30 protein-coding genes are annotated in these 25,269 nt (G+C 59.5%); 15 read left to right on the plus strand and 15 right to left on the minus strand.

Annotation, left to right across the window (positions count from 1 at the left end):
• The 3 genes from K5K89_RS09580 to K5K89_RS09590 are packed head-to-tail and all read right to left on the minus strand — an operon-like array spanning position 1 to position 3,392.
• Positions 1–1,728 (minus strand): Gldg family protein, encoded by a 1,728-nt coding sequence (locus tag K5K89_RS09580; RefSeq protein WP_222541295.1) that lies wholly within the window; start codon positions 1,726–1,728, stop codon positions 1–3.
• A 15-nt stretch (positions 1,729–1,743) separates the two neighbouring features.
• A complete protein-coding gene (locus K5K89_RS09585) occupies positions 1,744–2,469 on the minus strand; it encodes an ABC transporter permease (RefSeq protein ID WP_071488537.1) in 726 nt (241 codons plus the stop codon).
• Positions 2,466–3,392: an ABC transporter ATP-binding protein gene (locus tag K5K89_RS09590; RefSeq protein ID WP_222541296.1), complete on the minus strand. Its 927-nt coding sequence runs from the start codon at positions 3,390–3,392 to the stop codon at positions 2,466–2,468. Before K5K89_RS09590 ends, K5K89_RS09585 begins: the two co-directional genes overlap by 4 nt.
• Positions 3,393–3,609: 217 nt before the next feature.
• Between K5K89_RS09590 and K5K89_RS09595 the strand changes: the two genes are divergently transcribed.
• Both K5K89_RS09595 and greB read left to right on the plus strand, forming a co-directional pair.
• The gene (locus tag K5K89_RS09595; RefSeq protein WP_071488535.1) at positions 3,610–4,596 is read left to right on the plus strand and encodes a hypothetical protein; all 987 of its coding nucleotides are present in this window, start codon (positions 3,610–3,612) and stop codon (positions 4,594–4,596) included.
• A gap of 113 nt (positions 4,597–4,709) precedes the next feature.
• Complete coding sequence (gene greB / locus K5K89_RS09600) at positions 4,710–5,183, plus strand: transcription elongation factor GreB (protein WP_092248076.1); 474 nt, start codon at positions 4,710–4,712, stop codon at positions 5,181–5,183.
• Between the two features lie 44 nt (positions 5,184–5,227).
• Here greB and K5K89_RS09605 read toward each other — a convergent pair whose 3' ends face one another.
• Positions 5,228–7,738, minus strand: a complete 2,511-nt coding sequence (locus K5K89_RS09605; RefSeq protein WP_222541297.1) for an ABC transporter permease — start codon at positions 7,736–7,738, stop codon at positions 5,228–5,230.
• A complete protein-coding gene (locus K5K89_RS09610; RefSeq protein WP_005786391.1) occupies positions 7,738–8,421 on the minus strand; it encodes an ABC transporter ATP-binding protein in 684 nt (227 codons plus the stop codon). Before K5K89_RS09610 ends, K5K89_RS09605 begins: the two co-directional genes overlap by 1 nt.
• A 10-nt stretch (positions 8,422–8,431) precedes the next feature.
• Between K5K89_RS09610 and K5K89_RS09615 the strand changes: the two genes are divergently transcribed.
• The 3 genes from K5K89_RS09615 to K5K89_RS09625 all read left to right on the plus strand — a co-directional run bounded on the left by K5K89_RS09615 (position 8,432) and on the right by K5K89_RS09625 (position 10,430).
• Positions 8,432–9,037, plus strand: coding sequence for an arylesterase (locus K5K89_RS09615; RefSeq protein WP_092247678.1), 606 nt, complete (start codon positions 8,432–8,434; stop codon positions 9,035–9,037).
• Positions 9,038–9,095: 58 nt separating this feature from the next.
• On the plus strand, positions 9,096–9,389 hold the full coding sequence (locus tag K5K89_RS09620) for a hypothetical protein (RefSeq protein WP_010211879.1): 294 nt from the start codon (positions 9,096–9,098) through the stop codon (positions 9,387–9,389).
• A gap of 72 nt (positions 9,390–9,461) precedes the next feature.
• Positions 9,462–10,430 carry a L,D-transpeptidase family protein gene (locus K5K89_RS09625; RefSeq protein WP_071488532.1) on the plus strand — a complete coding sequence of 323 codons (969 nt, stop codon included), beginning with the start codon at positions 9,462–9,464 and terminating at the stop codon, positions 10,428–10,430.
• Positions 10,431–10,564: 134 nt separating this feature from the next.
• Here the strand turns inward: K5K89_RS09625 and oprI are convergent, their stop codons facing one another.
• Entirely contained in the window at positions 10,565–10,816 is a 252-nt protein-coding gene (oprI, locus tag K5K89_RS09630; RefSeq protein WP_003172710.1) for an outer membrane lipoprotei OprI, read from the minus strand.
• A 609-nt stretch (positions 10,817–11,425) separates the two neighbouring features.
• Between oprI and K5K89_RS09635 the strand changes: the two genes are divergently transcribed.
• Complete coding sequence (locus K5K89_RS09635; RefSeq protein WP_003189869.1) at positions 11,426–11,707, plus strand: GNAT family N-acetyltransferase; 282 nt, start codon at positions 11,426–11,428, stop codon at positions 11,705–11,707.
• Positions 11,708–11,775: 68 nt separating this feature from the next.
• On the opposite strand, the gene K5K89_RS09640 is transcribed toward K5K89_RS09635, so the two are convergent.
• Together K5K89_RS09640 and K5K89_RS09645 are read right to left on the minus strand one after the other, a co-directional pair.
• Positions 11,776–12,852, minus strand: coding sequence for a 3-deoxy-7-phosphoheptulonate synthase (locus tag K5K89_RS09640; protein ID WP_058427976.1), 1,077 nt, complete (start codon positions 12,850–12,852; stop codon positions 11,776–11,778).
• Positions 12,853–12,983: 131 nt separating this feature from the next.
• Positions 12,984–13,418, minus strand: coding sequence for a PilZ domain-containing protein (locus K5K89_RS09645; RefSeq protein WP_092247684.1), 435 nt, complete (start codon positions 13,416–13,418; stop codon positions 12,984–12,986).
• On the opposite strand from K5K89_RS09645, the gene K5K89_RS09650 reads away from it, so the two are divergent.
• From K5K89_RS09650 to cysB, 5 genes are all read left to right on the plus strand, one after another.
• The gene (locus tag K5K89_RS09650; RefSeq protein ID WP_222541298.1) at positions 13,417–13,803 is read left to right on the plus strand and encodes a thioredoxin; all 387 of its coding nucleotides are present in this window, start codon (positions 13,417–13,419) and stop codon (positions 13,801–13,803) included. The genes K5K89_RS09645 and K5K89_RS09650 overlap by 2 nt on opposite strands.
• On the plus strand, positions 13,800–14,762 hold the full coding sequence (locus K5K89_RS09655; RefSeq protein WP_071488529.1) for a putative 2-dehydropantoate 2-reductase: 963 nt from the start codon (positions 13,800–13,802) through the stop codon (positions 14,760–14,762). The genes K5K89_RS09650 and K5K89_RS09655 overlap by 4 nt, the downstream gene beginning before the upstream one ends.
• A 15-nt stretch (positions 14,763–14,777) precedes the next feature.
• Entirely contained in the window at positions 14,778–15,683 is a 906-nt protein-coding gene (locus K5K89_RS09660) for a 5'-nucleotidase (RefSeq protein WP_071488528.1), read from the plus strand.
• Between the two features lie 52 nt (positions 15,684–15,735).
• Positions 15,736–16,236 (plus strand): universal stress protein, encoded by a 501-nt coding sequence (locus tag K5K89_RS09665; protein WP_071488527.1) that lies wholly within the window; start codon positions 15,736–15,738, stop codon positions 16,234–16,236.
• Positions 16,237–16,339: 103 nt separating this feature from the next.
• Entirely contained in the window at positions 16,340–17,314 is a 975-nt protein-coding gene (gene cysB / locus K5K89_RS09670) for an HTH-type transcriptional regulator CysB (protein WP_012722988.1), read from the plus strand.
• A gap of 9 nt (positions 17,315–17,323) precedes the next feature.
• Here cysB and K5K89_RS09675 read toward each other — a convergent pair whose 3' ends face one another.
• Both K5K89_RS09675 and K5K89_RS09680 read right to left on the minus strand, forming a co-directional pair.
• Complete coding sequence (locus tag K5K89_RS09675; RefSeq protein WP_071488544.1) at positions 17,324–17,806, minus strand: GreA/GreB family elongation factor; 483 nt, start codon at positions 17,804–17,806, stop codon at positions 17,324–17,326.
• Positions 17,807–17,811: 5 nt separating this feature from the next.
• Positions 17,812–18,180, minus strand: a complete 369-nt coding sequence (locus tag K5K89_RS09680) for a hypothetical protein (RefSeq protein WP_071488526.1) — start codon at positions 18,178–18,180, stop codon at positions 17,812–17,814.
• Between the two features lie 132 nt (positions 18,181–18,312).
• Between K5K89_RS09680 and earP the strand changes: the two genes are divergently transcribed.
• Positions 18,313–19,446, plus strand: a complete 1,134-nt coding sequence (earP, locus tag K5K89_RS09685) for an elongation factor P maturation arginine rhamnosyltransferase EarP (RefSeq protein WP_222541299.1) — start codon at positions 18,313–18,315, stop codon at positions 19,444–19,446.
• 49 nt (positions 19,447–19,495) lie between these two features.
• Positions 19,496–20,068 carry an elongation factor P gene (locus K5K89_RS09690; RefSeq protein ID WP_003172723.1) on the plus strand — a complete coding sequence of 191 codons (573 nt, stop codon included), beginning with the start codon at positions 19,496–19,498 and terminating at the stop codon, positions 20,066–20,068.
• Between the two features lie 65 nt (positions 20,069–20,133).
• Here the strand turns inward: K5K89_RS09690 and K5K89_RS09695 are convergent, their stop codons facing one another.
• The 4 genes from K5K89_RS09695 to K5K89_RS09710 form a co-directional block, all read right to left on the minus strand.
• Positions 20,134–21,150, minus strand: coding sequence for an alpha/beta hydrolase (locus K5K89_RS09695; RefSeq protein WP_222541300.1), 1,017 nt, complete (start codon positions 21,148–21,150; stop codon positions 20,134–20,136).
• 28 nt (positions 21,151–21,178) lie between these two features.
• Positions 21,179–21,598 (minus strand): organic hydroperoxide resistance protein, encoded by a 420-nt coding sequence (locus tag K5K89_RS09700; RefSeq protein WP_071488523.1) that lies wholly within the window; start codon positions 21,596–21,598, stop codon positions 21,179–21,181.
• Positions 21,599–21,739: 141 nt separating this feature from the next.
• Positions 21,740–22,192: a MarR family winged helix-turn-helix transcriptional regulator gene (locus K5K89_RS09705; protein WP_071488522.1), complete on the minus strand. Its 453-nt coding sequence runs from the start codon at positions 22,190–22,192 to the stop codon at positions 21,740–21,742.
• Positions 22,193–22,272: 80 nt separating this feature from the next.
• Positions 22,273–23,223: a LysR family transcriptional regulator gene (locus K5K89_RS09710; protein WP_071488521.1), complete on the minus strand. Its 951-nt coding sequence runs from the start codon at positions 23,221–23,223 to the stop codon at positions 22,273–22,275.
• A 109-nt stretch (positions 23,224–23,332) separates the two neighbouring features.
• On the opposite strand from K5K89_RS09710, the gene K5K89_RS09715 reads away from it, so the two are divergent.
• Positions 23,333–24,082: a sulfite exporter TauE/SafE family protein gene (locus K5K89_RS09715; RefSeq protein WP_222541301.1), complete on the plus strand. Its 750-nt coding sequence runs from the start codon at positions 23,333–23,335 to the stop codon at positions 24,080–24,082.
• On the opposite strand, the gene K5K89_RS09720 is transcribed toward K5K89_RS09715, so the two are convergent.
• Entirely contained in the window at positions 24,072–24,953 is an 882-nt protein-coding gene (locus tag K5K89_RS09720; RefSeq protein ID WP_222541302.1) for a LysR substrate-binding domain-containing protein, read from the minus strand. The two genes, K5K89_RS09715 and K5K89_RS09720, sit on opposite strands and share 11 nt — an antisense overlap.
• 70 nt (positions 24,954–25,023) lie before the next feature.
• Between K5K89_RS09720 and K5K89_RS09725 the strand changes: the two genes are divergently transcribed.
• On the plus strand, positions 25,024–25,230 hold the full coding sequence (locus K5K89_RS09725) for a DUF1127 domain-containing protein (protein ID WP_256572969.1): 207 nt from the start codon (positions 25,024–25,026) through the stop codon (positions 25,228–25,230).
• The last annotated feature ends 39 nt before the right edge of the window (positions 25,231–25,269 follow it).

Consider the following 25,269-nt stretch of genomic DNA (forward strand, 5'->3'; position numbering starts at 1 on the left):
TCAGTGAATAATGCCGCCGGCTTGCAACCGGCGTCGGCGCTCTCCAAGAAAGACCACCCAGGCGATCAGGCATAACGTCAGCGGCATGGCGAAGACCGCCACCAGCGTTATCGCCAACTCCAGACGACGCACTTGGGCGTAGGCTTCGCGCTGCAGGGTATTCAGCTCCATGGGTAGGCGCAGTCGTTCCTTGTTGAGTGCTTGCAGCTGGGTATTGGTCTCCACTGCCTGAGTGCCGAGGGTGGTTGTCCATGGGCTCAGCCGTTGCCATTCCTGCTCTGTTCGTTGCAAGCGTCGCTCCAGTTCGCTGGCTTTCGAACGATAGGCCTGTCTTGCGACCTCGCGCATACCCTCCAGCACCGTCGGCATGTCCTGCGTTGCCCTTGGGCGAATCGCGACGAGCATGTCGGGGGCGGACAGGTTATCCAGTGTATTCAGAACAAACAGCGCGTTGCCATCGGGCGCCGCGTCGCTGACCTTATCGGTAAGCATGTCGGTGTCAGCGATGACCACAACATGAATCTGCGCGGCTGTTTGCAACCCGGGCGGCAGGCCCTTGATACCATCGGAAAAGACTGAGTAGCTCGGCCCTTCGATGCGTGCAGCAATGACATGGCGCCGTTCTCGGCTCGAAGCCTCTTCAATCACGGAATCGGACTTTGTTGCGCGAGGGGATTGGTTGGCCTCCAACAGCACGGATTGCTCGGAACTTTGCAGGATCGGGGTGAAGGTTGTGCGGCTTTTGTTCAACTGCACCAGCGCCCCACTGCTCGATACTGTCACCCTGTTGAGGTTCCAGGTGCTGATGTCGTTCAGGTTCATTGCCTGTCGTGGCAAGTTCAGCCTGACTCGATTGGGCATATCTGGCGTCTCCCAGGGCGTGTAGAGAGAGTCGACCACCAGCTTGTCCGTCGGCATCTGGATACCCCAGGCGGCAAGCACCTCGTCCAGTCGGCTATTGGCTGGGAATGCGGTTGAACGTTGTTCGCTCAACGGGTCGATGAACATCATCAATCTACCGCCCCTCAAGACAAATTGCTCAATCCCATACAAGGTCCGTTCCGGCAGCATCCGTGGCTGTACAACCATCAGCGTTTTGATGTGTTCGGGAATTAGAGCGGCATTCGGCTCCAGAGCGACCAGTTCGAATTCTCGCCGTACGGCCTGCAGGAGCCGACCTGCGGATTCGTCCATCGACAGCCCCGACAGCAGCCCAACAACCGGTCGCTCCGGGTGCTGCAACTTGTAGAGCAGGTGGCTTATTTCATATTCGAGCAAGGGCTCGCGCTCGAGGCTGAAAGAACCGATACGTCGCACGCCATGACCGGGGCTCGTGCTGATGAGACCGAGAAAACCTGTGTTCTCGTCGAGCCCTGACAGCCGTGCCTTATAGGCGTCTTCCGAATAGGGAGCGGGTTCAATCACGTGCAGGTTGATCATGCCCCGAGCCTTCTTTTCGTACTCCTTGAGCAGGTCCTCAATACGTTTGCCATAGCGTTTCACGGCGTAGCTTCGCTTCGGGTCGTTATTTGAATTGAAGTAATACATGTCCACCGGGCTTTCCAGCGTTGCGAGCAGTGGGTATACGGGGGGCGATAAAGTGTGGATTTTTTGTTGAGAAAGATCCCAGCGTATATCAGGAAGTTTACCTATCCACACCAGGTTGAAAGCCAGGAAAAGCAAAAAGGTGACGCAAAGCGTCATACCGGTGCGCAGAGTGGACCGCATTAAGAGGTTCCCTTCTCATCTGTGTTTGTAGTTGAGTGTGACTGTCGTTGCGGTGAGAAAGGCGAGGATCATGCTAATAAAATAAAGTATGTCGCGCAGTGTGAGTTTTCCATCATCGATACTGCTGAATCGCCAGGTAGGGCTGAGGGATGCCAGGCTGTCGATCAGCCATATAGGGGTTTGGTGTTCAAGTGAGTCCAATACATAGGAAAGGCCACTGGTTGTCAGTAACAAGCCCAGTGTCAATACGAAAATAACAGTGCGGTGATGGACCAGTGCGCAAATAAAACAGCCTGCGGATAAGTAACTGCCTGCCAGCAGCCAACTCGCCAGAAATTGCGAGGCAATGACACCGTTGTCGGCGTTGCCCAGATAGTTCGCAATGATCACCAGGGGGAACATCAGAAACAGGGCGGTGCTGGCCACCAGCCAGGCGGCGAGGAATTTTCCGACAATCCATTCGAGCGTTGTGATGGGCAGGGTTTTCATCAGGCTGAAAAAACCTGCGTTGGTTTCATCGGACCAAAGTTGAGTGGTCAGGGCGGGAATCAGCAATAAATAAAGCGAAGGGTGGAACCGGAAAAATACCTGTAAGTCACTGCCGTTTTGTTCCCGCCACGGACTTACGTACAACCCTAATGTCACTGACAGTATAAGGAAAATGGCAATGTTGAGGTAAGTGCTGGGGGAGCGCGCATAGCTGGTGAGTTGACGCCTCAGAATGATGGGCAATAGTCTCAATGGGACGCCTCTTTGGTCAGATGGTGGACCACATCATTCAGGCGACCTGGCTCCAGGTTCAGTGAGTTGATTTTCCAGCGCCGGCTGGCAATCAGCGTGTTGATATGGGGATAGATGGTGTGTCCGGGCATGGCGAGAACGGTCACTGTGCCGGGCGCGTTTCGATGCTCTTCGATGCCTGCCACACCTGGAAGGACAGCCAGTGCCAACAGGTCCAGTGGCGTCTCGGCGGTAAGGGTGACTGCCTGGAAGTGACGCGAGTCGCGCTGTAGATCGGGCAGTGGCGTATCGGCCACCAGACGACCGTTGGCAATGACCAGGGCGCGTGTGCACAGTTCGGACAACTCTTCGCAGTGACGCGAGGCAATGATGACCGTCATTTCTTGCGTCAATGATTGGATAAGCGCCTTGAATGCGTGCTTCTGATCCTGCGCGAGTCCTTCGGTGGGTTCGTCCAGCAGTAACAGGGCAGGGCCATGCAGGATGGCCTGGGCAATTGCGACTTTGCGTTTCCAGGCGATAGAAAGGAGGTCGAGGGGGGCATCGAGCACCGGAAACAACTCCAGTCGTGCGATGGACTGTTCCAGGCGGTCACGTTTTTCGGTACCGCGAAAGCCACGAATGGCAGCAATGAAATCCAGGAACGCTTTGACGGACATCGTTGGATGGCCGAGGTCGTTGGACAGTTGATAGCCGACCAGTTGCCTTGCTTCGAGCGGGTGGGTTTGTGTGTCGAAGCCCTGAATATTTATATGACCGCTGGACGGCTGTGTCGAACCGGCAATGACATCGAACAGGACTGTTTTGGCTGTGTGATCCTGTCCGAACAACCCGAGGCATTCCTGTTGACCGGCACTGAATGAAAAGTCGCTGACAATAGTATTGTTACCCATGTGTTTTGTCAGATTGCTTATTTCGATCATTGTTTTACCGAATAAGTTTGGTATGACGTAGGGAGGTTGAAAAAAGGGTACGGGTTGCTCGCGGTTTTGGGAACGTCGGTCAGCATTAATAAGACAAGTCCTACGTGCAGGGCGGGCAGACCACTGAAACAATGTGTCGTGTTTTGGAGTGTCTAATTTTTGAATGTTTATTGGTTGTTTATATAAACTTTCTGTCCGAATATTGAGGCCTGATTGCATGATGCTGCTACGTACCCTTGTTCTTGAACGCAATGGTCAAGATGCTCCGGTTAACGGTGCACTGCTCTGTGGGTTTGCTGTCGGTCAGACGGCCTCAAACTTCCTTGTGTATAGCCTGGATGAAGAGATAGAGCCTGGAAGTTCCAGGGTCTATATCGCGGCCTTGCGTAAGAAACTTGATCGGTATTTTCTGGGAAGCGTTGAATCCAAGGAAGACCTGCAGGTGGCATTGCATGTTTTCAAGCAAATACTGACATTGGCCGCTTCGGGTGTTAAATCCGGTGGTGTTACCGAAACCCAAGTGCCTTATCATTTTGTCGATTTGAAAGGTTGCAAGTTGCCACCGGCCAGGCCTGAGGATCATCATTCGGTGATCATCAAGAAAGCGCTGGTGATGAAAGTGATCACCCTGGGCATGTCTGCGCCGACGTTGCCAGCGATCGAAAGTGCTTCAGTGATTGTGCCGTCCATTCGGTTTTCGTCACAAATGATCTCTCCTCCCAAGAGCGCGAGCCCACCCGAGTCGGTCCGCCCTCCGCTGCATGAACAACCGGTTGAGGAGCCCCGGCAGGCACCCTTGAGCACGCCAGTGGACGTGGCGCAGGCCGCACCTGCCATTCCACGTGAGCCTGATGCGCCGGTGCCAACGAAGTCCATGTCTTCAGGCGACCACAGTACATTGTTCGAAGTCGATAGCACGCTGACCAACCTTGCCCGTGTCGCTCAAGAGTTGACCCAGCAAAAACTCGCTGCAATCGAGCGGGAGACTGCACTTGAGCAGTGGCAGGCGCGATTGCAACAGGAACAAAACCAACTGGATGAGAAGGTTCGAGAGCTGGAACAGCGCACCACTCAACTGCATGATCAGTCGCTTGCCGTCAGCCAGAGGACCGAAGCCTTGAAGGTGATGACGTCACAGGTGTCGGGCTTGCGGCAAAGCCTGCGGGGCATGTTGCTGGAGCTGGATCGGACGCTGGACAGCTAGACCGGCCTGGCTACTTTCACCGGTTCATTTATCATCAACGCCAGCCAGCCGAACCCAGGGCATGAAACCCAGGCGTATCGGCACCTATGGACATTGCCTGGGGATGCAAGCGTTTGAGTACCAAGCTGATTACCAAAGAAGGCCATGAAGCGCTGAAAAAGGAGCTGGATTACCTGTGGCGCGAAAAGCGCCCGGACACCACGCGTAAAGTGACGTGGGCGGCTTCGCTGGGGGATCGTAGCGAAAACGCCGACTACCAGTACAACAAGAAACTGTTGCGTGAGATTGATCGTCGCGTGCGCTACCTGCGCAAACGCCTGGAAGACATGCGCGTGGTGGAGTACATGCCTGAGCAGGAGGGCAAGGTGTTTTTCGGCGCCTGGGTGGATATTGAAAACGAGCAGGGTGAAACCAAGCGTTTTCGTATTGTCGGTTATGACGAGATTTATGACCGGATGGACTACATCTCCATCGATTCGCCCATGGCCCGTGCGCTGTTGCGCAAGGAGGTGGATGACGAGGCTATCGTGCAGACCCCAAGCGGTGAGGTGTGCTGGTGGATCACCGGGATCGAATATGTGAAGTGAGCAAAATGGGCCCGTATTCTGTAAAGAATCCGGGCCCATCGCATTCAACCTTCGCGCAACACCGTCAACGGGCTGGCATTCAGCGCGCGGCGGGTGCCAAACACACCGGCACCGCCGATCAGCACGGCACCGATCACCGGTAGCAGCAACAGCCACGGGTGAGGGTGCCAGGCCAGGTCAAATGCGTAGCGGTACAGCACGAACGTCACCAGCTCCGTGCCCAGCGCCGCCAGCAACCCACTGACGGCACCCAGCAAACCGAACTCGATACGCCTGGCCTTGACCAGCAGCTTGCGTTCGGCGCCCAACGCACGCAGCAGCGCGCCTTGGCGAATGCGTTCATCCAGGGTGGCTTGCAGGCCGGAGAACAACACCGCCATCCCTGCCGCCAGTACAAACAGCAACACGTACTCCACCGCCAGGGTCACCTGGGCGAGGATGCTGCGCAATTGCTCCAGCAACGCCTCGACTTGCAGGATGGTTACCGCCGGGAACGCTCGGGACAGGTCGACGATCTGCTGGTCATGCCCGGGCGCCAGATAGAAGCTGGTCAGGTAGGTGGCCGGCAGATCTTTCAAGGTGCCCGGTTGGAAAATCATGAAGAAGTTGGGCTGGAAGTTATCCCAGTTGATGGTGCGCAGGCTGGCGACCCGCGCTTCTCGATTCTCTCCGCCCACGGTGAAGACCAGGTGGTCGTCGAGCTTGAGTTTGAGACTTTCCGCTACCTTGGCTTCGACCGAGACACCCGGGATTTCATCGGTAGGTTGCGCCGACCACCACGAGCCCGCCGTCAGGGCGTTGCCTGGTGGCAGGTCGGCGGCCCAGGTCAGGCTCAGGTCGCGTTGCACCGCACGGTCGCCGCTGGAGTCCTTGCTGACGATTTCCTGTACCGGTTCGCCATTGATACTGATCAGGCGCCCCGGCACCACCGGGTACAGTGGCGCGGATTGCGCCTGCAGTTCCAGCAGACGGGTGCTAAAGGCATCCTTGTCGGCCGGCAGGATGTTCAAGGCGAAATAGTTCGGTGCGTCCTTGGGCAGCTGGTTTTGCCAGGTGTCGAGCAGTTCGCCACGCAACAGGGCGATCAAGCCCATGGACAGCAGGATCAAGCCGAATGCCAGGGATTGACCGGCCGCTGCCAGTGGGTGACGCAGGAGTTGGCCCAGACCCAGGCGCCACGGCAGGGAGGCGCGGGCCAGCAGTCGCCGCAGGCTTTGCAGCAAGAGCAGGAGCAAGCCACCGAGTACCAGTGCCGCAACCACCCCGCCACCGAGCAGGGCGAAGGTCAGCACCAGGTCGAGGCTCAGGCGCCACATGATCAGGCCCAAGGCGAACAACGCTGCGCCATAGACCATCCAGGTGCTGGAAGGGATCGGCAGCAGGTCACGGCGCAATACCCGCAGCGGTGGCACTCGACCCAATGCGGCCAGCGGGGGCAGGGCGAAGCCGGCGAGGGCGACCAACCCGGTGCCGATCCCGGCAACCGCCGGTAGCAGCCCGCCGGGTGGAACGTCCGCGGGTAACAGGTCGTGGAGAAAGTAGAACAGGCCAAACTGCGCCAGCCAGCCAAGCAGGGCGCCGACCAGGCTGGCGAAAAGCCCCAGGACGCTCAGTTGCAGGCTGAACAGCAACATGGCTTCACGTCGTGACAAGCCCAGGCAGCGCAGCAATGCACTGGCGTCGAAGCGTCGCGTGGCAAAGCGATTGGCCGACAACGCCACCGCCACACCCGCCAGCAATACGGCGACCAGGCTGGCCATGTTCAGGTAGCGTTCTGCCTTGCCCAGGGCGCCGCCGATCTGCTGGTTGCCGTCCCGTGAATCCTGCAGGCGCTGGTTGGCGGCGAGCCCCGGCTTGACCAGATCGCGATAGGTTTGCAGCACGGTGCTGCCCTGTGGCCCGCGCCACAGTTCGCGGTAGCTGACGCGGCTGCCGGGTTGCACCACACCGGTGGCGTCCAGGTCCACCAGGTTAATCATCACCCTGGGCGTGAGGCTGTAGAAGTTGCCGGCGCGGTCCGGCTCATAGGTGAGCACGCGAGCCAGGCGCAGCGTCTTCATGCCGACATCGATGCTGTCACCGACCTTGAGGTCGAGCGCGGTCAGCAGCCGCGCTTCCACCCAGGCTTCACCGGGTTTCGGGCCACCGCCTGGGGTTTCATCGCCGAAAGGCACGGCAGCGCTTTTCAGTTCACCGCGCAACGGGTACTGCTCGTTGACCGCCTTGATGCTGGAGAGCTGGATGCCGTTATCGGTAGCGATGACGCTGGAGAACTCCACGATGCGAGCGTGATCCAGGCCCAGCTCGGTGCCGGACTGGATTTGTTCGGGCCGGGCCGGCGAACTGCCTTCAAGCACCAGGTCGGCGCCGAGGAATTCGGTGGCGCGCAACAGCATGGCACCGTTGAGGCGCGCACCGAAGTAACCGATGGCGGTGCTGGCGGCCACGGCGACCAACAGGGCGAAGAACAACACGCGCAATTCACCGGCGCGGGCATCGCGCAGTAATTGGCGCATGGCCAGGCTGAACAGGCGTAACAGCGGCAAACGTGCCATCAAGGCTCCAGGGGCGCGACCATCAGGCCGGCTTCAAGGCGGATCAGGCGCCGGCAGCGGTGGGCCAGGCGCTCATCGTGGGTGACCAACACCAGGGTCGTGCCGCTCTCCTTGTTGAGTTCGAACAGCAGGTCGCTGATGCGCTCGCCGGTGTGGCTGTCGAGGTTACCGGTGGGTTCATCGGCAAACAGCACGTCCGGTTCGGCGGCAAAGGCGCGGGCAATCGCTACCCGTTGCTGTTCGCCACCGGAAAGTTGGCGTGGCGAGTGCGTCAGGCGTTGGCCCAGGCCTACGCGCTCCAGCAGGTGCCTGGCCCGTTCGCGAGCGTCTTTGCGGCCGTCCAGTTCCAGCGGCAGCATGACGTTTTCCAGGGCGTTGAGGCTGTCGAGCAATTGGAAGGATTGGAATACGAAGCCCACATGCTCGGCACGGATGCGCGCGCGCTGGTCTTCGTCGAGGGTACTGAGGGCTTGTCCGGCGAGGGTGACTTCGCCGCTGCTGGGCAGGTCGAGGCCGGCCAGCAGGCCGAGAAGGGTGGATTTGCCGGAACCGGAACTGCCGACGATAGCCAGGCTATCGCCCTTGTTCAGTTCCAGGCTCAGTTCGTGCAGGATAGTCAGTTCACCTTCCGCGCTGGGAACCACTTTGCTAAGGTTCCGCGCGGTGAGAATGCTTGCGCCCATGGAGAATCCGATGCGAATGTGGTTTTTGAGTGCTGGCCTGGCCTTGATGTGCATGGCCCAGAACGCAGCGGCGGGTACAGTCCTGATCGTTGGCGATAGTATCAGTGCCGGTTTCGGCCTGGATACCAGCAAAGGGTGGGTAGCCCTGCTGCAGCAACGGCTCAAGCAGGAAGGTTTCGACGATAAGGTGGTCAATGCCTCCATCAGTGGCGACACCAGTGCCGGAGGCCTGGCGCGGCTGCCGGCGGCGCTTGCAGAGCACAAGCCGGATGTGGTGGTTATTGAGTTGGGGGGCAATGATGGCCTGCGCGGGCAACCGCCTGCGCAATTGCAACAAAATCTTGCATCGATGATTGACCAGTCCAGGGCCGGTGGCGCCAAGGTGTTGTTGTTGGGAATGCAATTGCCCCCCAATTATGGCCCGCGATACACCACCGCGTTTGCCGAAGTCTATGGCGAGCTGGCCAAGCAAAAGAATGTCCCGCTGGTGCCGTTTTTCCTCGATGGTGTGGGCGGTCACCCGGAGCTGATGCAGGCCGATCAACTTCACCCGGCGGTCGGTGCCCAGGGCAAGTTGCTGGAAAATGTCTGGCCGACGTTAAAACCGCTGCTATGACGCTTTTCTACCGGCAGGCTTTCGGCTAAGGTGGCGCCCCCCCGATTTGGAGCCCCTGATGTCGCGTCCTGCCTGGTCCCTGTTTAACTACCAACTGATCGAGCCGGACGAGCAGCTGGATCTGTTCGCCTGCCAGGAAGTGCGGGTGCATCTGGTGGCACGTCAACTGGAACTGGGTGGCTCCATCGATCGCACGCTGTGCGGCACCCTGTTGCCGGCGCAACCGCGTTGGTCGCGAGTCGATCGTTCGATTTTCCAGGACCAGCGCCTGTGCCCGCTGTGCCGTGCCATCCTGGAGTCCCAGAAGCGCGGCACGCCGCCGATCTGGCCGGAGCTGCGTTTCGAGTTGTAGGGGGCAGCTAGAAGCGCGCTTCACGTATACAATCGATGTTTACCTACCCGTCGTCTGCGAAGGATTTACCGGATGTTGTCGCGCCTTTCCGTCGTCACCTGCTGCCTGTCTCTCGCTGCGCTTTGTGCGGCCGGTTCTGCGTCAGCTTTGCAGTTGCCATTGCCCCCACCGGGTGAAGACATCGTCGGCCAGGTCCAGGTGATCAAGGCCAAGTACGAAGATACCTTTGCCGACCTGGGCACCACCTATGACCTGGGCTATTCGGAGATGGTCGCGGCCAACCCGGGTGTGGATGCCTGGTTGCCGGGTGCGGGTACCGAGATCGTATTGCCGACGCGTTTCATCCTGCCGCCGGGGCCGCGCGAGGGCATCGTGATCAACCTGGCGGAATACCGGCTCTATTACTACCCCAAGGGTCAGAACGTGGTCTACACGTTCCCGTTGGGAATTGGTCGTGAAGGCTGGGGTTCACCCATTGCCCATACCAGCATCATTGCCAAGACACCCAACCCGACCTGGACCCCGCCCGCCTCGATCAAGGCCGAGCACGCCGCCAACGGCGACCCGCTGCCCAACGTGGTGCCGGCCGGCCCGGACAACCCGCTGGGTCCGTTCAAGTTCACCCTGGGCACACCGGGTTACCTGATCCACGGTTCCAACATGAAATTTGGTATCGGCACGCGTACGAGCCACGGCTGCTTCCGCATGTTCAACAACAATGTGCTGGAGATGGCCGGCATGGTGCCGGTGGGGACATCGGTGCGCATCATCAACGATGCCTACAAGTTCGGCAGCAGTGGCGGCAAGGTGTACCTTGAAGCGCATACGCCGTTGAATGATGACGGTACGCCGTCGGTGGTCGACAAGCACACTGCGGTGATCAACGCCTTGCTCAAGCGTGAAGACCTGGCCAACAATTTGCGGGTCAATTGGGATCAGGTACGTGACGTGGTCGCGGCGGAAGATGGTTTGCCGACGGAAATCGGTGTGCCCGGCGCAGCGGCGGTCGCCACCAGCGCGCCGATCGATCTGCAGCAATAAGGCACGGCATCAAACGCCCGCCAAGGCCTTGCGCCACGGCGGGCTTTTTATTGGCCGTGATCCAGGCACAAATCCCAGGCAATAAAAAAGCCGACCCATAAATGGATCGGCTTGATAACAACCCCGAGGGATTATTACTTGCGGCTAGCTTTTTCAAGCATGCGCAGAGCGCGCTCGTTAGCTTCGTCAGCAGTCTGTTGTGCCTTTTGAGCAGCAGCCAGCGCTTCATCAGCTTTACGGTAGGCTTCGTCTGCACGGGCCTGGGAGCGAGCTGCTGCGTCTTCAGTCGCAGTCAGACGAGCTTCGGTTTCTTTGGAGACGCTGCTGCAACCGGTAGCCAGAACTGCGGCCAGAGCCAGAGCAGAGAATTTCAGAACGTTGTTCATCGTGTTCCCCTTCAAGGACTTTCTATTAGGTGGCTAGTATCTCAGAGTGAGCCAATAGCCGGCGTACATACTACCCATTACTTGTAGTAAGTAAACTGACGTAGCGCAAGAAGCAAAAAAAATTCTCGTGCCGAATCTATTTTGGCTAATCTTTTGGAGCTTTGTATAAAAACTGTCCAATTTTTTTAACCAGGCGCAAATCGGATCCAGGCTGAAAGGGCCGGCCCGCATGTGTTAAGCCCTGTAAACAGATGAAATTTTATATATCCACGCTGACACTTACGTTCAGCATGGCTTCGCGTTGCCCGGTATCTTTTGCGCATGTAGAGGTGACTTTAAGAGCGCCTGTTCGTCTCAAGGTTCAACTGCCGGCAATGTTCAGGCTTTCGATCATCGGTAGATCGAAGCCCTTTCTATATCCACCCGTGGCAGGGATGACGAGTGCGCCTTGAGCAATTGCAGGATTGGTGCCTACTATTCCCTACGTGCAGGTGTGAGCGCTCAAGGTTTTCTCGTTGTCGAAACCGGCACGGGGTGGCGTAGATGTTCCTTCGCCGGAAAAACATCGGTAAGGTAGGGGTCAGAAACCAAGACCCGCGAGGAGTAGTGATGAGCGAGGCGTTGTCCATCCACCATGACCAGGCTGGTCATCAGTTCGAGACCAATGTGGACGGTCATCGTGCCTATCTGACCTATATGGACCTCGGCAAACAGACCCTGGATATCTATCGGACCTTCGTGCCCAACGCACTGCGGGGCCGTGGTATTGCGGCGGCACTGACCGAGGAAGCCTTGAAGTTTGCCGAGGAGGCGGGCTACACGGTGATCCCGTCCTGCTCCTATGTCGAACGCTACATGGAGCGCCACCAGCGTCATGCCGCGAAGTTGTAAGGCATAAACAGCAGCATGAAAAAAACGCCGGGCTCAGCCCGGCGTTTTTGTGTGCGCTCGATACAGACTCAGGTGCGCTTGCGCTTAGGCAGCACGTCCTTGAGCTTGGCGTGCATGCTGCGCAGGGTGTTTTCGGTGGCGGCCCAGTCGATGCAGGCATCGGTGATCGACACACCGTACTGCAAGTCGGCCAGGTCTTTTGGAATCGCCTGGCAACCCCAGTTCAGGTGGCTCTCGACCATCAGGCCGATGATCGACTGGTTGCCTTCCAGGATCTGGTTGGCGACGTTTTCCATCACCAACGGCTGCAGGGCCGGGTCCTTGTTGGAGTTGGCGTGGCTGCAGTCGACCATGATGTTCGGCTTGATCTTGGCCTTGTTCAGCGCTTGCTCGCACAGGGCAACACTGACCGAATCATAGTTGGGCTTGCCGTTGCCGCCGCGCAGTACCACGTGACCGTAGGCGTTGCCCTTGGTGGTGACGATGGACACGCCACCTTCCTGGTTGATACCCAGGAAACGGTGCGGGCTGGAAACCGATTGCAGCGCGTTGATTGCCACAGTCAGGCCGCCGTCGGTGCCGTTCTTGAAACCCACGGCCGAGGACAGGCCGGACGCCATTTCGCGGTGCGTCTGGGATTCAGTGGTGCGTGCGCCGATGGCCGACCAGCTGATCAGGTCCTGCAGGTACTGCGGGGAGATCGGGTCCAGGGCTTCGGTGGCGGTGGGTAGGCCCATCTCGGCCAAGTCCAGCAGTAACTTGCGACCAATGTGCAGGCCGTCCTGGATCTTGAACGAGTCGTCCAGGTACGGGTCGTTGATCAAGCCTTTCCAGCCGACCGTGGTGCGCGGTTTTTCGAAATAGACGCGCATCACCAGGTACAGGGTGTCGGACACTTCCGCCGCCAGCACCTTGAGGCGCTCGGCGTACTCGTGGGCAGCCTTGAGATCGTGGATCGAGCAAGGCCCGATGACGACGAACAGGCGGTGGTCGGTGCCATCGAGAATGTCACGGATGACTTCGCGGCCTTTGGTGACGGTCTGCAGGGCAGCGTCGCTCAAAGGGATTTCGCGCTTGAGCTGATCGGGCGTGATCAGGGTCTCGTTGGATTCAACGTTTAGGTCATTGATCGGTAAATCAGCCATCGTGTTACTCGTCAGGGTCACGGGTGCCGGCCGCCAGCCATCCCCGTGCGGCGGAGCACAGCATGATTTGAATGCAGGGGGGAGGAACCTTAGCGCGTAACACCGGCCCGCGACAATGGGCAAAGCCCGCTTTAATCCAGTGCTGGCGCCACAAATGCCTCATGGGAGAACTCGCTGGCATGGCGCGATACCCACTCGCGGGCCAGGGCTTCGAGTTGCTGGGGTGTTGGCTCGGCGTCTTCGTGCTGGCGGCAGTAGCGTTCTATCCGGCATGCTTGCTCACCCATGCGTGCACCGAACAACGCATGTTCATCGGTGAACGAGACAGCGACGCGGTAGCCGTTTTCCACCTTGCGGCACCACGCCACATAGCCCGGATAACGCGCGCTGGCACCCAGGGACGGGATATGCAGATCAACCGCCGTGCCTTCGCGCCAGGCGCGTGGCCAATGGCAGGCAATGCCGCCCAGGCCGATCGTGTGCAGGCGTTGGCGGGGAATGGCGGGAGAGGGACGTTGGATTAACTCGACAGCGACATCATCAGGGTGAGGTAAAAAACGACCCATGTACACGGACTCCGAGCACCGTCCAATTGACGGCGGTGGCAGCAGTATAGTGAAGGAACTGGAATTGACCGACCTGGATATTGACCAGCAATTGCTGGGATTGCCAGGTATTTCTCTGGTGATCTTTACCAGCGCAGGGTGTTCCAGTTGCCGCTGGGCACGCCAGCAACTGCCGGGCTGGCCGTTACCGGTGGACCGGCTGTGCTGGGTGGACGCCGGGCATAACGGTGGTGCGGTCGAACGCTACCAGATCTTTCATTTGCCGGCGCTGTACGTGGTGTGCGAGGGTCAATTCCTCGGGCAGATACAGACACGTCTTACGCGTGATGACGTTTTCGATGCCGTAAAACAGGCACTCACCCGTTCACCTGAGGATTTGCCATGACAGCAGTTAACCTCCAGTCACCCCGCATCGGCATTATCGGCACCGGTGCCATTGGTGGTTTCTACGGACTGATGCTGGCGCGTGCCGGTTTCGATGTGCACTTTCTGTTGCGCAGTGAATACGCGGCGGTCAGCGAGCACGGCCTGCACTTGAACAGCACCGTGCACGGCGTATTGCATCTGCATCCCGTGCAGGCTTATGCCCGCGCTGCCGATATGCCGCCGTGCGACTGGCTGCTGGTGGGCACCAAGTCGACCGGTAACGTCGAATTGGCCCCGACCCTCGCCCAGGTGGCGGCGCCGGATGCCAAGGTAGTGTTGCTGCAAAACGGCCTCGATGTGGAAGATAGCCTGCGTGAACACTTGCCAGCATCGCTGCACTTGCTGGGTGGCCTGTGTTATATCGGCGTGCACCGTTCGGGTCCGGGCGTTATCGAGCACCAGGCGTTGGGGCGGGTCAACCTGGGGTATCACAGTGGTACGGCGGCCAACGATGACGCCCTCCAGAAAGCGATTGTCGAAGCGGGCGCCGCGTTGTTTCACCAGGCGGGTATCGAGTCCCAGGCCATGGCCAATGTGCATCTGGCGCGCTGGCACAAGCTGGTGTGGAACGTGCCCTATAACGGCCTGTCCGTGTTATTGGGCGCGGGGACCACGGCGATGATGGCGGACCAATCCAGCCGCGAACTGATCCAGGCGCTGATGGCCGAAGTGGTGCAGGGCGCCCACGCCTGTGGTCATGAGATTCCCAGAAGCTACGCCGAACAGATGTTTACCCTGACTGAAACCATGGACGATTACCTGCCGAGCATGTACCACGACCACGTGCACAAACGCCCGCTGGAACTGGCGGCGATCTACGCCCGCCCACTTGCTGCGGCCAGGGCTGCCGGCTGTGAGCTGCCACGGATGCAGGCGCTGTATCAGGCCTTGAGTTTTATTGATCGGCGTAACCGCTGAGCAGGGGGGCATACCATGGCAAAGGGATTGGGCGACAAACTGGTGCTGGCGATTTCGTCGCGGGCGCTGTTCGACCTGAGTGACAGCCACAAGATCTACCTTGCCCAAGGCGTCGAGGCGTACCGCAAGTACCAGATCGAGCACGAAGAAGAAATCCTCGAACCCGGCGATGCATTTCCGCTGGTCAAGAAACTGCTCAGCCTGAACGCCAGCCTGGGCCGTGCGCGGGTTGAGGTGGTGCTGGTGTCGCGTAACAGCGCTGACACCGGCTTGCGCGTGTTCAATTCGATCCAGCATTACGGCCTGGATATTTCCCGCGCCGCTTTCGTAGGCGGGCGTAGTCCTTATCCTTATCTGGCGGCGTTTGGCTGCCATCTGTTTCTTTCGACCCATGCCGAGGATGTACGCAGTGCCCTCGATGCGGGGTTCGCGGCGGCGACGATTCTGTCAGGCGGCCCGAACCGCGCTTCCAGCGAAGAACTGCGCATTGCCTTCGACGGCGACGCTGTGCTGTTTTCCGATGAGTCCGAGCGTGTGTACCAGGCCGGTGGCCTGGCCGCGTTCCAGGCCAATGAGCGGGAGGCGGCGCGCCAACCGTTGCACGGCGGCCCTTTCAAGGGGTTTCTGGCGGCACTCAACCTGTTGCAGCGTGAGTTTCCCGATGAGGCCTGCCCGATCCGCACCGCCTTGGTCACTGCCCGTTCGGCGCCGTCACACGAGCGGGTGATTCGCACCTTGCGTGAATGGGATATCCGCCTGGACGAGTCGTTGTTCCTTGGCGGCCTGGAGAAGTCCGCATTCCTGGAGGCGTTTGCCGCCGACGTGTTTTTCGATGACCAGGCCGGGCATTGCGAGAAAGCCATGGAATTTGTCGCCACCGGGCACGTGCCCCATGGAATCAGTAATGAGGTGAAGATCTAGGGCGCTGCTAAGCTGATTTCATCTCCGCCATCCTGGCAGTCCAGGAGGTTCTATGATCCGTTCGATGCTGTACGCCACGGACCTCGGTCTGTACGCGCCTTATGTGATGCAACATGCGCTGGCGCTGGCCCGAACGTTCAAGGCGGACCTGTATGTGATTCATGTGGTCGAGCCCATCGGCCTGTTCGCCGAATCGGTGTTGCAGAGCTACCTTGATGAGAAGGCCCTGAGTGAATGGCAAAGCCAGGGGCTGACCACGGTCATGGCGACGATCGAACAGCGGGTGCTGGACAGTTTTCGCGAGGAGTTGGAGGACGGGGAGCAAGACCTGAAGTTGATTCGCTCGGTACGGGTGATCCAGGGGGACCCCTGCGAGGTGATTCTCGACCAACTGCGCAAACTTTCCGTGGATCTGTTGATCGTAGGAAGTCATAGCCATGCAACCGCGGCGGCCACCCCGTTGGGTCGCACCGCTGCACGGGTGCTGCAGCTGTCTACGGTGCCGGTCTACCTGGTGCCTTCGTTGCAACGTCGACGCAGTGATGACGTGTGATGGATGAAAACGATAAAAAGTTCTAGATTTATCCATCAAACCTTTAATATAGTTATATACCGTCGCTGATACCCGTGGCGTCTATCTGCTTTGAGGGACACATATGAAGCTTCAACAACTGCGCTACATCTGGGAAGTGGCGCACCACGACCTCAACGTTTCCGCTACCGCTCAAAGCCTCTACACCTCGCAACCCGGTATCAGCAAGCAGATCCGCCTGCTCGAAGACGAGTTGGGCGTCGAAGTGTTCGCACGCAGTGGCAAGCACCTCACCCGTGTCACCCCCGCCGGTGAGCGCATCATCACCACCGCCGGCGAGATCCTGCGCAAAGTCGAAAGCATCAAGCAGATCGCCCAGGAATTCTCCAACGAGAAGAAAGGCACCCTGTCCATCGCCACCACCCACACCCAGGCTCGTTACGCGTTGCCGCCGGTGATCCGTGATTTCATCAAGCAGTACCCGGATGTGGCCCTGCACATGCACCAGGGTTCGCCGATGCAGATCGCCGAGATGGCCGCTGACGGCACCGTCGATTTCGCCATTGCCACCGAGGCCCTGGAGCTGTTCGGCGACCTGGTGATGATGCCGTGCTACCGCTGGAACCGTTGTGTGGTCGTGCCGCAAGGCCACCCATTGGCCAAGCTGCCGAAGCTGACCCTGGAAGCCCTGGCCGAATACCCGATCGTGACCTACGTGTTCGGTTTCACCGGCCGTTCCAAGCTCGACGAAGCCTTCAGCCATCGTGGCCTCACGCCGAAAGTGGTGTTCACTGCCGCCGACGCCGACGTGATCAAGACTTATGTACGCCTGGGCCTGGGCGTGGGTATCGTCGCCAAGATGGCGGTCGACACGGCCCTCGACAAAGACCTGGTGGTGCTCGATGCCAGCGAGCTGTTCGAGTCCAGCGTGACCAAGATCGGCTTCCGTCGTGGCACCTTCCTGCGTGGCTTCATGTGCGATTTCATCGAGAAGTTTGCGCCGCACCTGACCCGCGAAGTCATGGCCAAGGCGATCCAGTGCCACAACAAGCAGGAGCTGGAAGAGCTGTTCGACGGCGTTGAATTGCCCGTCCATTAAGCCAGCGGTTTATTTGGCCTCGGTAACCGTAAAATGTTGCCGGGCGCCTGCCACCAGAATCTCCACCTCATCGCCTTCGAACTTGCCCAGCAGGCTTTTGCCCAGTGGTGAGCGCGGGGTGATGACGGTCACCGGTTGTCCAACCACGTCCACCTTTAAACCGGCCGCATCCGGTGCCAGGAACAGCCATTGCTGGCGACCGTTCTCGTCTTCCAGGCCCAGCAGGGCGCCGACTTCTATGCCGCGCTGATCATCGAAGGCGCGTAATGGCATGTTCTGGCACAGCGCCAACGCCTGCTTGATCTCCTCGACGCGCTTGGCTTGCCCGGCCGCCAGATAGGACGCCTCCAGCCCCAGGGTGTCGTATTTGTTTTCAGCGATGTTTTCTTCGTGGGTCGCGGTTTCGTAGGCGGTCTGCGCGGCGCGCTGGGCGATGTCGAGGTCGACGCCGAGCTTTTCCAGGATCAGCAGGTGGACGGCGTGTTTATTCATGATCATCAATCGCAGAATTGCAGGACATTGGCCCGGGTCTTTTCGTTGGGGGCGTTCTGGTCCTGTTGCAGCCAGAACTGGCATTTGGGGTTGGACAGGTTGCGCGCGTTGCTGCGAGCCTGCTCCAGGCTCTGTTGCTGTTCCTGCTTCTGCAGGTTCTGCTGATATTGCTCGAACATGCGATTCGGCGGTTCAGGCTCCGCCACAGCAGGTTTGCCCAATTGCTGTACGGCCTGGGCCACTGGCGCCAGGCTCTGGGGGAACAGGTAGCGCGACGCCAGCCAGGTAGTCAGCACGATGGCGATAAACCCCAGCCATACGCCAGACGCAATAGCGGCACTGAGCTTGAACAGCGACAACGGACGATCAGACATGATGCCCTCCTGGCAGGCATTGATGGCGTGGCTGCGATTGTCGCACAGCCACAGTGCAGAATAATCGCGATCAAGCCTTCTGCATCCGCGCATTTATGCGGACAATCGAACCTTTGAGCGTTGGAGCCCGGAATGAAAGCCCGCTGGGATATTTTTTGCAGCGTCGTCGACAACTTCGGCGACATCGGCGTGACCTGGCGCCTGGCCCGGCAATTGGTGGCGGAACATGCCTGTGATGTGCGCTTGTGGGTCGACGACCTGCGCGCATTCGAGCGCATGTGCCCTGAGATTGATGTGCAGCTCGACCAGCAATGGCAGGAAGGTGTCGAAGTGCGTCATTGGTCGACGGAGTGGGTGGGCGCGCCTGCAGCGGATGTCGTGATCGCCGCGTTTGCCTGCCAGTTGCCACCTGAGTATATGGAGGCCATGGCCGAGCGCGAACGCACGCCGGTGTGGATGAACCTGGATTACCTCAGCGCCGAGGAATGGGTCGTCGGTTGTCACCGGCTGCCATCGGTGAAGTTCAAGGGCGTGCAGAAGTACTTCTTCTTCCCCGGATTTCGGCCCGGCACCGGCGGCCTTTTGCGTGAGGCCGGGTTGCTGGAACAGCGTCGGGCTTTTCAGCAGGATGTGAACGTGCAACAAGACTTCCTGCAAACCTTGGGTGTGTTTCCCACAGCCGGTGCGCGGCTGATCTCACTGTTTGCCTATGAGAATGCCGGGCTCGCCAGTTGGCTGGACGTGTTATCGACGGACGGGCGTGCCACTCATCTATTGGTGCCGGAGGGGCGCATTCTTGGCGATGTGCAGCGTTGGTTGGGCTTGGAGCGGCTGGTGGCGGGGGATATCCAGCAGCGGGGATCGCTGACGGTGCAGGTGATTGCGTTCGTGCGCCAGGAGCAATACGACCGCCTGCTGTGGTGCTGTGACTTCAATGCCGTACGCGGTGAAGACTCGTTCGTGCGCGCCCAGTGGGCCGGGCGACCGCTGCTGTGGCATATCTATCGACAGGACGAAGATATTCACCTCGACAAACTCGATGCCTTCCTGGAGCTGTACACCGCAGGCTTATCACCCTCGGCAAGGGCGGCGCTGATCGGGCTCTGGCAAGCCTGGAACACGGAGGGCGATATGGCCCAGCCGTGGAAAATGCTGCTGGAACATTGGCCGGAGGTCAGCCAGCACGCCGAAACGTGGTGTCTGGAACAGGGCTTGCGGGCCGATCTTGCGACGGCGCTGGTGAAGTTTTATGAAAGTTGGATATGATACGCCACCTTGAATTTTGTAAATCCCATCCAAATTTCGGATATATGCAATGAAAACTGGTAAAGAACTGAAACCCGGTACAGTGATCCGTCTCGAAAACGACCCTTGGCTGGTTCAGAAAGCTGAGTTCACCAAGTCTGGTCGTAACAGCGCAATCATGAAGACCAAGCTGAAGAACCTGCTGACCGGTTACAAGACCGAGATCGTCTACAGCGCCGATGACAAACTGGACGACGTAATCCTCGATCGCAAAGAAGCGACCCTGTCCTTCATCAGCGGTGACACCTACACGTTCATGGACACCACCGACTACACCATGTACGAGCTGAACGCTGAAGATATCGAAGCTGTTCTGCCGTTCATCGAAGAAGGTATGGAAGACGTCTGCGAAGCTATTTTCTTCGAAGAGCGCCTGGTTTCCGTAGAGCTGCCGACCACCATCGTGCGTAAAGTGGCCTACACCGAAGGTTCCGCTCGCGGCGACACGTCGGGCAAGGTGATGAAGCCTGCCAAGCTGAGCAACGGTACCGAACTGCAAGTGGCCGATTTCATCGAAATCGACGACCTGATCGAGATCGATACCCGCGAAGGCGGTTCGTACAAAGGTCGCGCCAAGAAGTAATTCTGGCCCCGCCGATACGAAAAAAAGCCCGACCTTGAGTCGGGCTTTTTCGTGGGCGCTGTTTTTTACTTCAAGTGTTGCTTCAGCTCATCCGAGGCCTGGAGTAATGCGGAGCGGACTGCCGGGACTTGGCTGACCACGTTGAGCAAACCGTAGTCGTGAATCATGCCGTTGTAGCGCACGGCAGTCACCGGTACACCGGCTGCGTCCAGCTTGCGGGCGTAGGCTTCACCCTCATCCCGCAGCACATCGGCGCTGGCGGTCTGGATCAGCGCAGGTGGCAATCCTTTGAGCTGGTCGGTGGTGGCCCGCAGCGGCGAGGCGTAGATCTCGGCGCGCTGGTTGGCGTCGGTGGTGTAGTTGTCCCAGAACCACTTCATCATGTTGCGGGTCAGGAAGTGCCCTTCGGCGTACTGGTTGTAGGACGCGGTGTCGAAATTGGCGTCGGTCACCGGCCATAGCAACAATTGGAACTTGATCGCCGGCGTGCCCTTATCCTTGGCCATCAGGCTGACCACTGCCGCCATGTTGCCGCCGACACTGTTGCCCGCGACCGCCAGGCGCTTGCCATCGACGTTGATCTCTTTACCGTGCTCGGCCACCCATTTTGTGGCGCCGTAGGCCTGGTTGATCGCCACTGGGTAATGCGCTTCCGGTGAAGGCGTGTAGTTGACGAATACCGCCACCGCCCCCGAACCCACCACCAGATCCCGCACCAGGCGCTCATGGGTCGGGTAATCCCCCAGCACCCAGCCGCCACCGTGGAAGAACATGAACACAGGCAATGTGCCCTTGACCCCGGCTGGCCGCACGATGGTCAGGTCCAGCGGCTTGCCGTCGACCTGGATGGTCTTCTGGCTCACATCCGCCTTGGGCAAGGTCAGCTTCACACCGGCCTGGGCGCCGGTCAGTACGGCACGGGCGTCCTTGGGCGTCAGTTGTTCCATCGGTTTGCCGTTGCCTGCGTTCAACACATCCAGGAAGGCCTGGGTGTTGTGCTCGACTTCACCGGTCGCCGCAAAGGCGTGGGTGATGGACAAGGCGAGCAGGGTGCCGGTGAGCGCTTTACCAATTGTGTTCATTTCGTTCTCCAGGGGCGGCCGGTTTCATTTAGACGATCACGTGCAGGCGTACATCGACGTTGCCACGGGTGGCGTTGGAGTAAGGGCAGACTTGGTGGGCGGCGTCGACTAGGCTCTGCGCGTCGTCCTGGGCCAGGCCGGGCAGGCTGATGTGCAGGTCGATGTCCAGGCCGAAACCGCCGGGGATCTGGCCGATGCCAACGTGGGCGGTGATCGAGGCGTCATCCGGGATTTTGCGTTTGGTCTGGCTGGCGACGAATTTCAGGGCACCGATGAAGCAGGCCGAGTAGCCGGCAGCGAACAGTTGTTCAGGGTTGGTGGCCTGGCCGCCGGCACCGCCCAGTTCTTTGGGGGTGGAGAGTTTGACGTCGAGGATGTTGTCGCTGGAAACAGCACGACCATCACGGCCGCCGGTGGCGGTAGCTACTGCGGTGTAGAGCGTTTGCATGGTGTTTTCCTCTTGGTTTTTAGCGCTAAATGTTTGCGCGCTAAGTAGTTGGTGATGTGAATGTATAGCGCTAATGTTTAGTGCGCAAGATAAATTTATAAAATATTTTCGTGTAGCCAAAACCGATGTGGGAGGGGCGTTCTAAATTGCGTTCTGCAAGTTGCTGCGCAGTGCAATCAAATCAGCTTGTAGCTTGCGTAGTTGGTCCAATTCCAGGCCGCTGGCGCCCAGGATGCACTGCGGGATCCCCAGGGCCTTGTCCTGCAATGCCCGCCCGGCCTCGGTCAGTTCTACAACCACGACGCGTTCATCCTCGCGGCTGCGGGTACGGCTGAGCACACCTTCGGCTTCCAGGCGCTTGAGCAGTGGGGTAAGCGAGCCCGGATCGGTCAGCAGGCGGCTGCTGATTTCGCCGACGGTCAAACCATCCTCTTCCCACAACACCATCATGGCCAGGTACTGCGGGTAGGTCAGGCCAAGTGCTTGCAGCAATGGCTTGTAGACCTTGGTCATCAGCAGCGAGGTGGAGTGCAAGGCGAAGCACAGCTGGTTGTCCAGCATCAGGGATTCGCACGGATCAGGGTTCTTGCTCATGGCGGTACCTCGAAAAAGCATGTCTGGGCTGGAATCTAGCGGGCAAATCTTTAATGCGCCAGATAATTCTGACCGAATGGTTAGACCAGGCCACTCTGTAGCGCCAGATCCCAAGGCGGCACCGGGCTGAAGCGGGACTTCAGATATTCCAGCAGCAATCGGCTGCGGGCATTGGGTTGCTGTTCCAGGCGCAGCGCGTAGATTCCGGTGGTCTCGGGGCTGGGCAGGCCGTCTTCGCAGAACAAGGGCAGCAGTTCGCCGCGCACCAGGTATTCGCTGGCCAGCCACGTGGGCAGGTGAGCGATACCCAGTCCTGCCAAAGCACCAGACAACAAGGCTTCAGCGTTATTGGCACTCATGCGGATGCGTTGCGGGCGATAGGTAGCGCGGCGCCCATCCAGCTCGAAGCGCCAGGCGAACGTGGGCGCCAGGCCATCCCAGTCCAACCCATCGTGTTCGCTCAGTTCCCGAGGGTGGATCGGCGTGCCGCGGCTTTTCAGGTAGGCCGGGCTGGCGCACGCGATGCGCACGATGCTCGCCAAGGGCGTGGCGATCAACCGCGTGTCGACGAGATGCCCGGCGCGCAGCACCAGGTCCACTTTGCCCAGGTGTGCGCCCTGCATATCTACAAAGCTGTCGATCAAATGCAGGTGCACATCCAGCCCGGGGTAGACATTCAGAAAGTCCGCAATCACCGGCGCCAGATGCCGTCGCCCAAACGCTGCCGGCGCATCTACCCGGATCAGGCCTTCCGGCGCGTGGCTGAGGGACACCGCTTCGGCACGCGCCAGTTGCAGCTCGCTGACGATCCGCCGTGCCCGCTCGGCGAAGGCCAGGCCGGCCGGGGTCGGCACCACGGCATGGGTGCTGCGCTGGAACAAGCGGCTGCCCACCGAGCTTTCCAGGCTGTCGATCCGCCGTGCTACTGCCGACGGCGTCAGCGGATGGCGGCGTGCGGCGGCGGAGAAACTGCCGGTCTCCAGTACATCGAGAAACAGGCTCAGTTGATCGGTCAGAGGATTGGGGTTCATCGTAGCGTCGCTTATGCGAGATTGGCACAGCCATTGTGCGTTGCTGTGCGTTTCCGCGCCAGAGCCGACTGCGTAGCATGCAAGGCCTGGGATTGCGGAGTAACAAGCGGTGTTGGATTTAATGATGTACCTGATCTTGGGCGCGGCCCTCGGCACGGTGGGCGGCCTGTTTGGCATTGGCGGTGGGTTGATTGCCATCCCGGTGCTGGGCGTGTTGTTCGGCCTGGACCAGCAATTGGCCCAAGGCACCGCCTTGGTGATGGTGGTGCCCAACGTGATGCTGGCGCTGTGGCGCTATCACCAGCGCAACCGTATCGAGTTGCGCCATGCGCTGCCGCTCGGCGTCATGGGGTTCACGTTTGCCTGGCTGGGTTCGATCTGGGCGGTGGGGCTGGACGCGGGTGCGATGCGCATCGGTTTTATCGCTTTTTTGCTGGCACTGTCTGCCTACAACCTGCTGCGCATGTTCACCCGCAACGCACCGCCTACGGCGCAGATGCGCTATTCCTGGCCGTGGCTCGGAGTGCTCGGTGCCGCTTCCGGGTCCATGGGCGGTTTGTTTGGCGTCGGCGGCGCCGTGGTCGCTACGCCGGTGCTGACCAGTGTGTTCGGCACGAGCCAGGTGGTTGCCCAAGGGTTATCCCTGGCCTTGGCCTTGCCGAGCACGGGGGTGACATTGGTCACCTACGCCTGGCATCAGGAAGTGGACTGGATGATCGGTGTGCCGTTGGCCGTGGGCGGTTTGCTCAGCATCAGTTGGGGCGTGAAGGTGGCCCATGCACTGCCGGAACGTGTGCTGCGCGGTCTGTTCTGCGGCTTTCTGGTGGTGTGCGCGGTGATGTTGACCTTTAAAGTCTGAAACCTTCGAGGATGTATTCCGCCAGGCAGTCGGTGATGGGCGAATTCATCTGCGGGTTACGCAGCAAATGCAGATTCATTGACGGCAGCGGCGGGAAACCCTCGTCGCGGCCGAGTATGCGCAGGTCTTCGGTCACCAGGCTCTCCATGCTGACCATCACCGCCAGGCCTGCATTGACGACCGCCTGGATCGCCGACACGTTGGAGCTGTGGTAGGCCAGGCGATAATCGCGCCCGGCCGCGTCCAGTGCCGAGCGTGCCCACTGGGTATAAAGGCAATCGGCGCCGGACATCGCCAGCGGCAGGGCGTCGTGCTCGTCGGCGCAGAAGCACGGCGCCGCTGCCCACACCATGCGCTCCGTGCGCAACAGTTCACCGATCTCATTGCCCGGCTCACGACTGACAACGGTCAGTGCCAAATCCCGACGCTGCATCAATACCGTCGACGCCTCGCAGTGCATCTCGATCTGGATCAGCGGGTACGCCTTGGAGAACTGCTTGAGAATGCCCGGCAGGAACCGCATCACGTAGTCGTCCGGCGTGCCGATGCGCACCAACCCGACCATGTGCGGCTCGCGCAGGGTGTTGAACACCTCGCTGTGCAGTTTCAGGATACGCCGCGCATAGCCCAGCAATACCTGGCCCTCAGGCGTCAGCCGCACCTGCCGGCCATCGCGCTCGAACAGCTTGCGCTGCAATACGTCCTCTTCCAGGCGTTTCATCTGCATGCTCACCGCCGATTGAGTGCGGTTGACCAGCTCGCCGGCGCGGGTAAAACCACCCTGGTCGGCGATGGCGACGAAGGTGCGCAGCACCTCAGTGTCGATGCTTGGGTAGCCGGACAATTGATCAATCTCCGAGATGTATTGCATAAGAAACATTCGTTGGATTGATCTTAAGCCCACGCACACACTTGCGCCATCCCCACTGGAGGGCGAGAAGATGAAAGGTCAAAGAGGTTTTGTATTACTGGCGAAACGTCCGTTTACCGGGCTGCTTCACAAGATTGTCCGTTGGCAGACGCTGCATGAGGAGCGCCAGATGCTGGCGACCTTGAGCGATGATGCGCTCAAGGACATCGGCCTCAATCGCGGCGACGTGGAGCAGGAGCTCCACCTGCATTTCTGGCAAGATCCGCTGCGAAAATGATCGCGGATACAGTAGGGTAGTCGGCGAGCCCCCACGGAG

The sequence above is a fragment of the Pseudomonas sp. DR208 genome, assembly GCF_019823005.1.
GTDB lineage: Bacteria > Pseudomonadota > Gammaproteobacteria > Pseudomonadales > Pseudomonadaceae > Aquipseudomonas > Aquipseudomonas extremorientalis.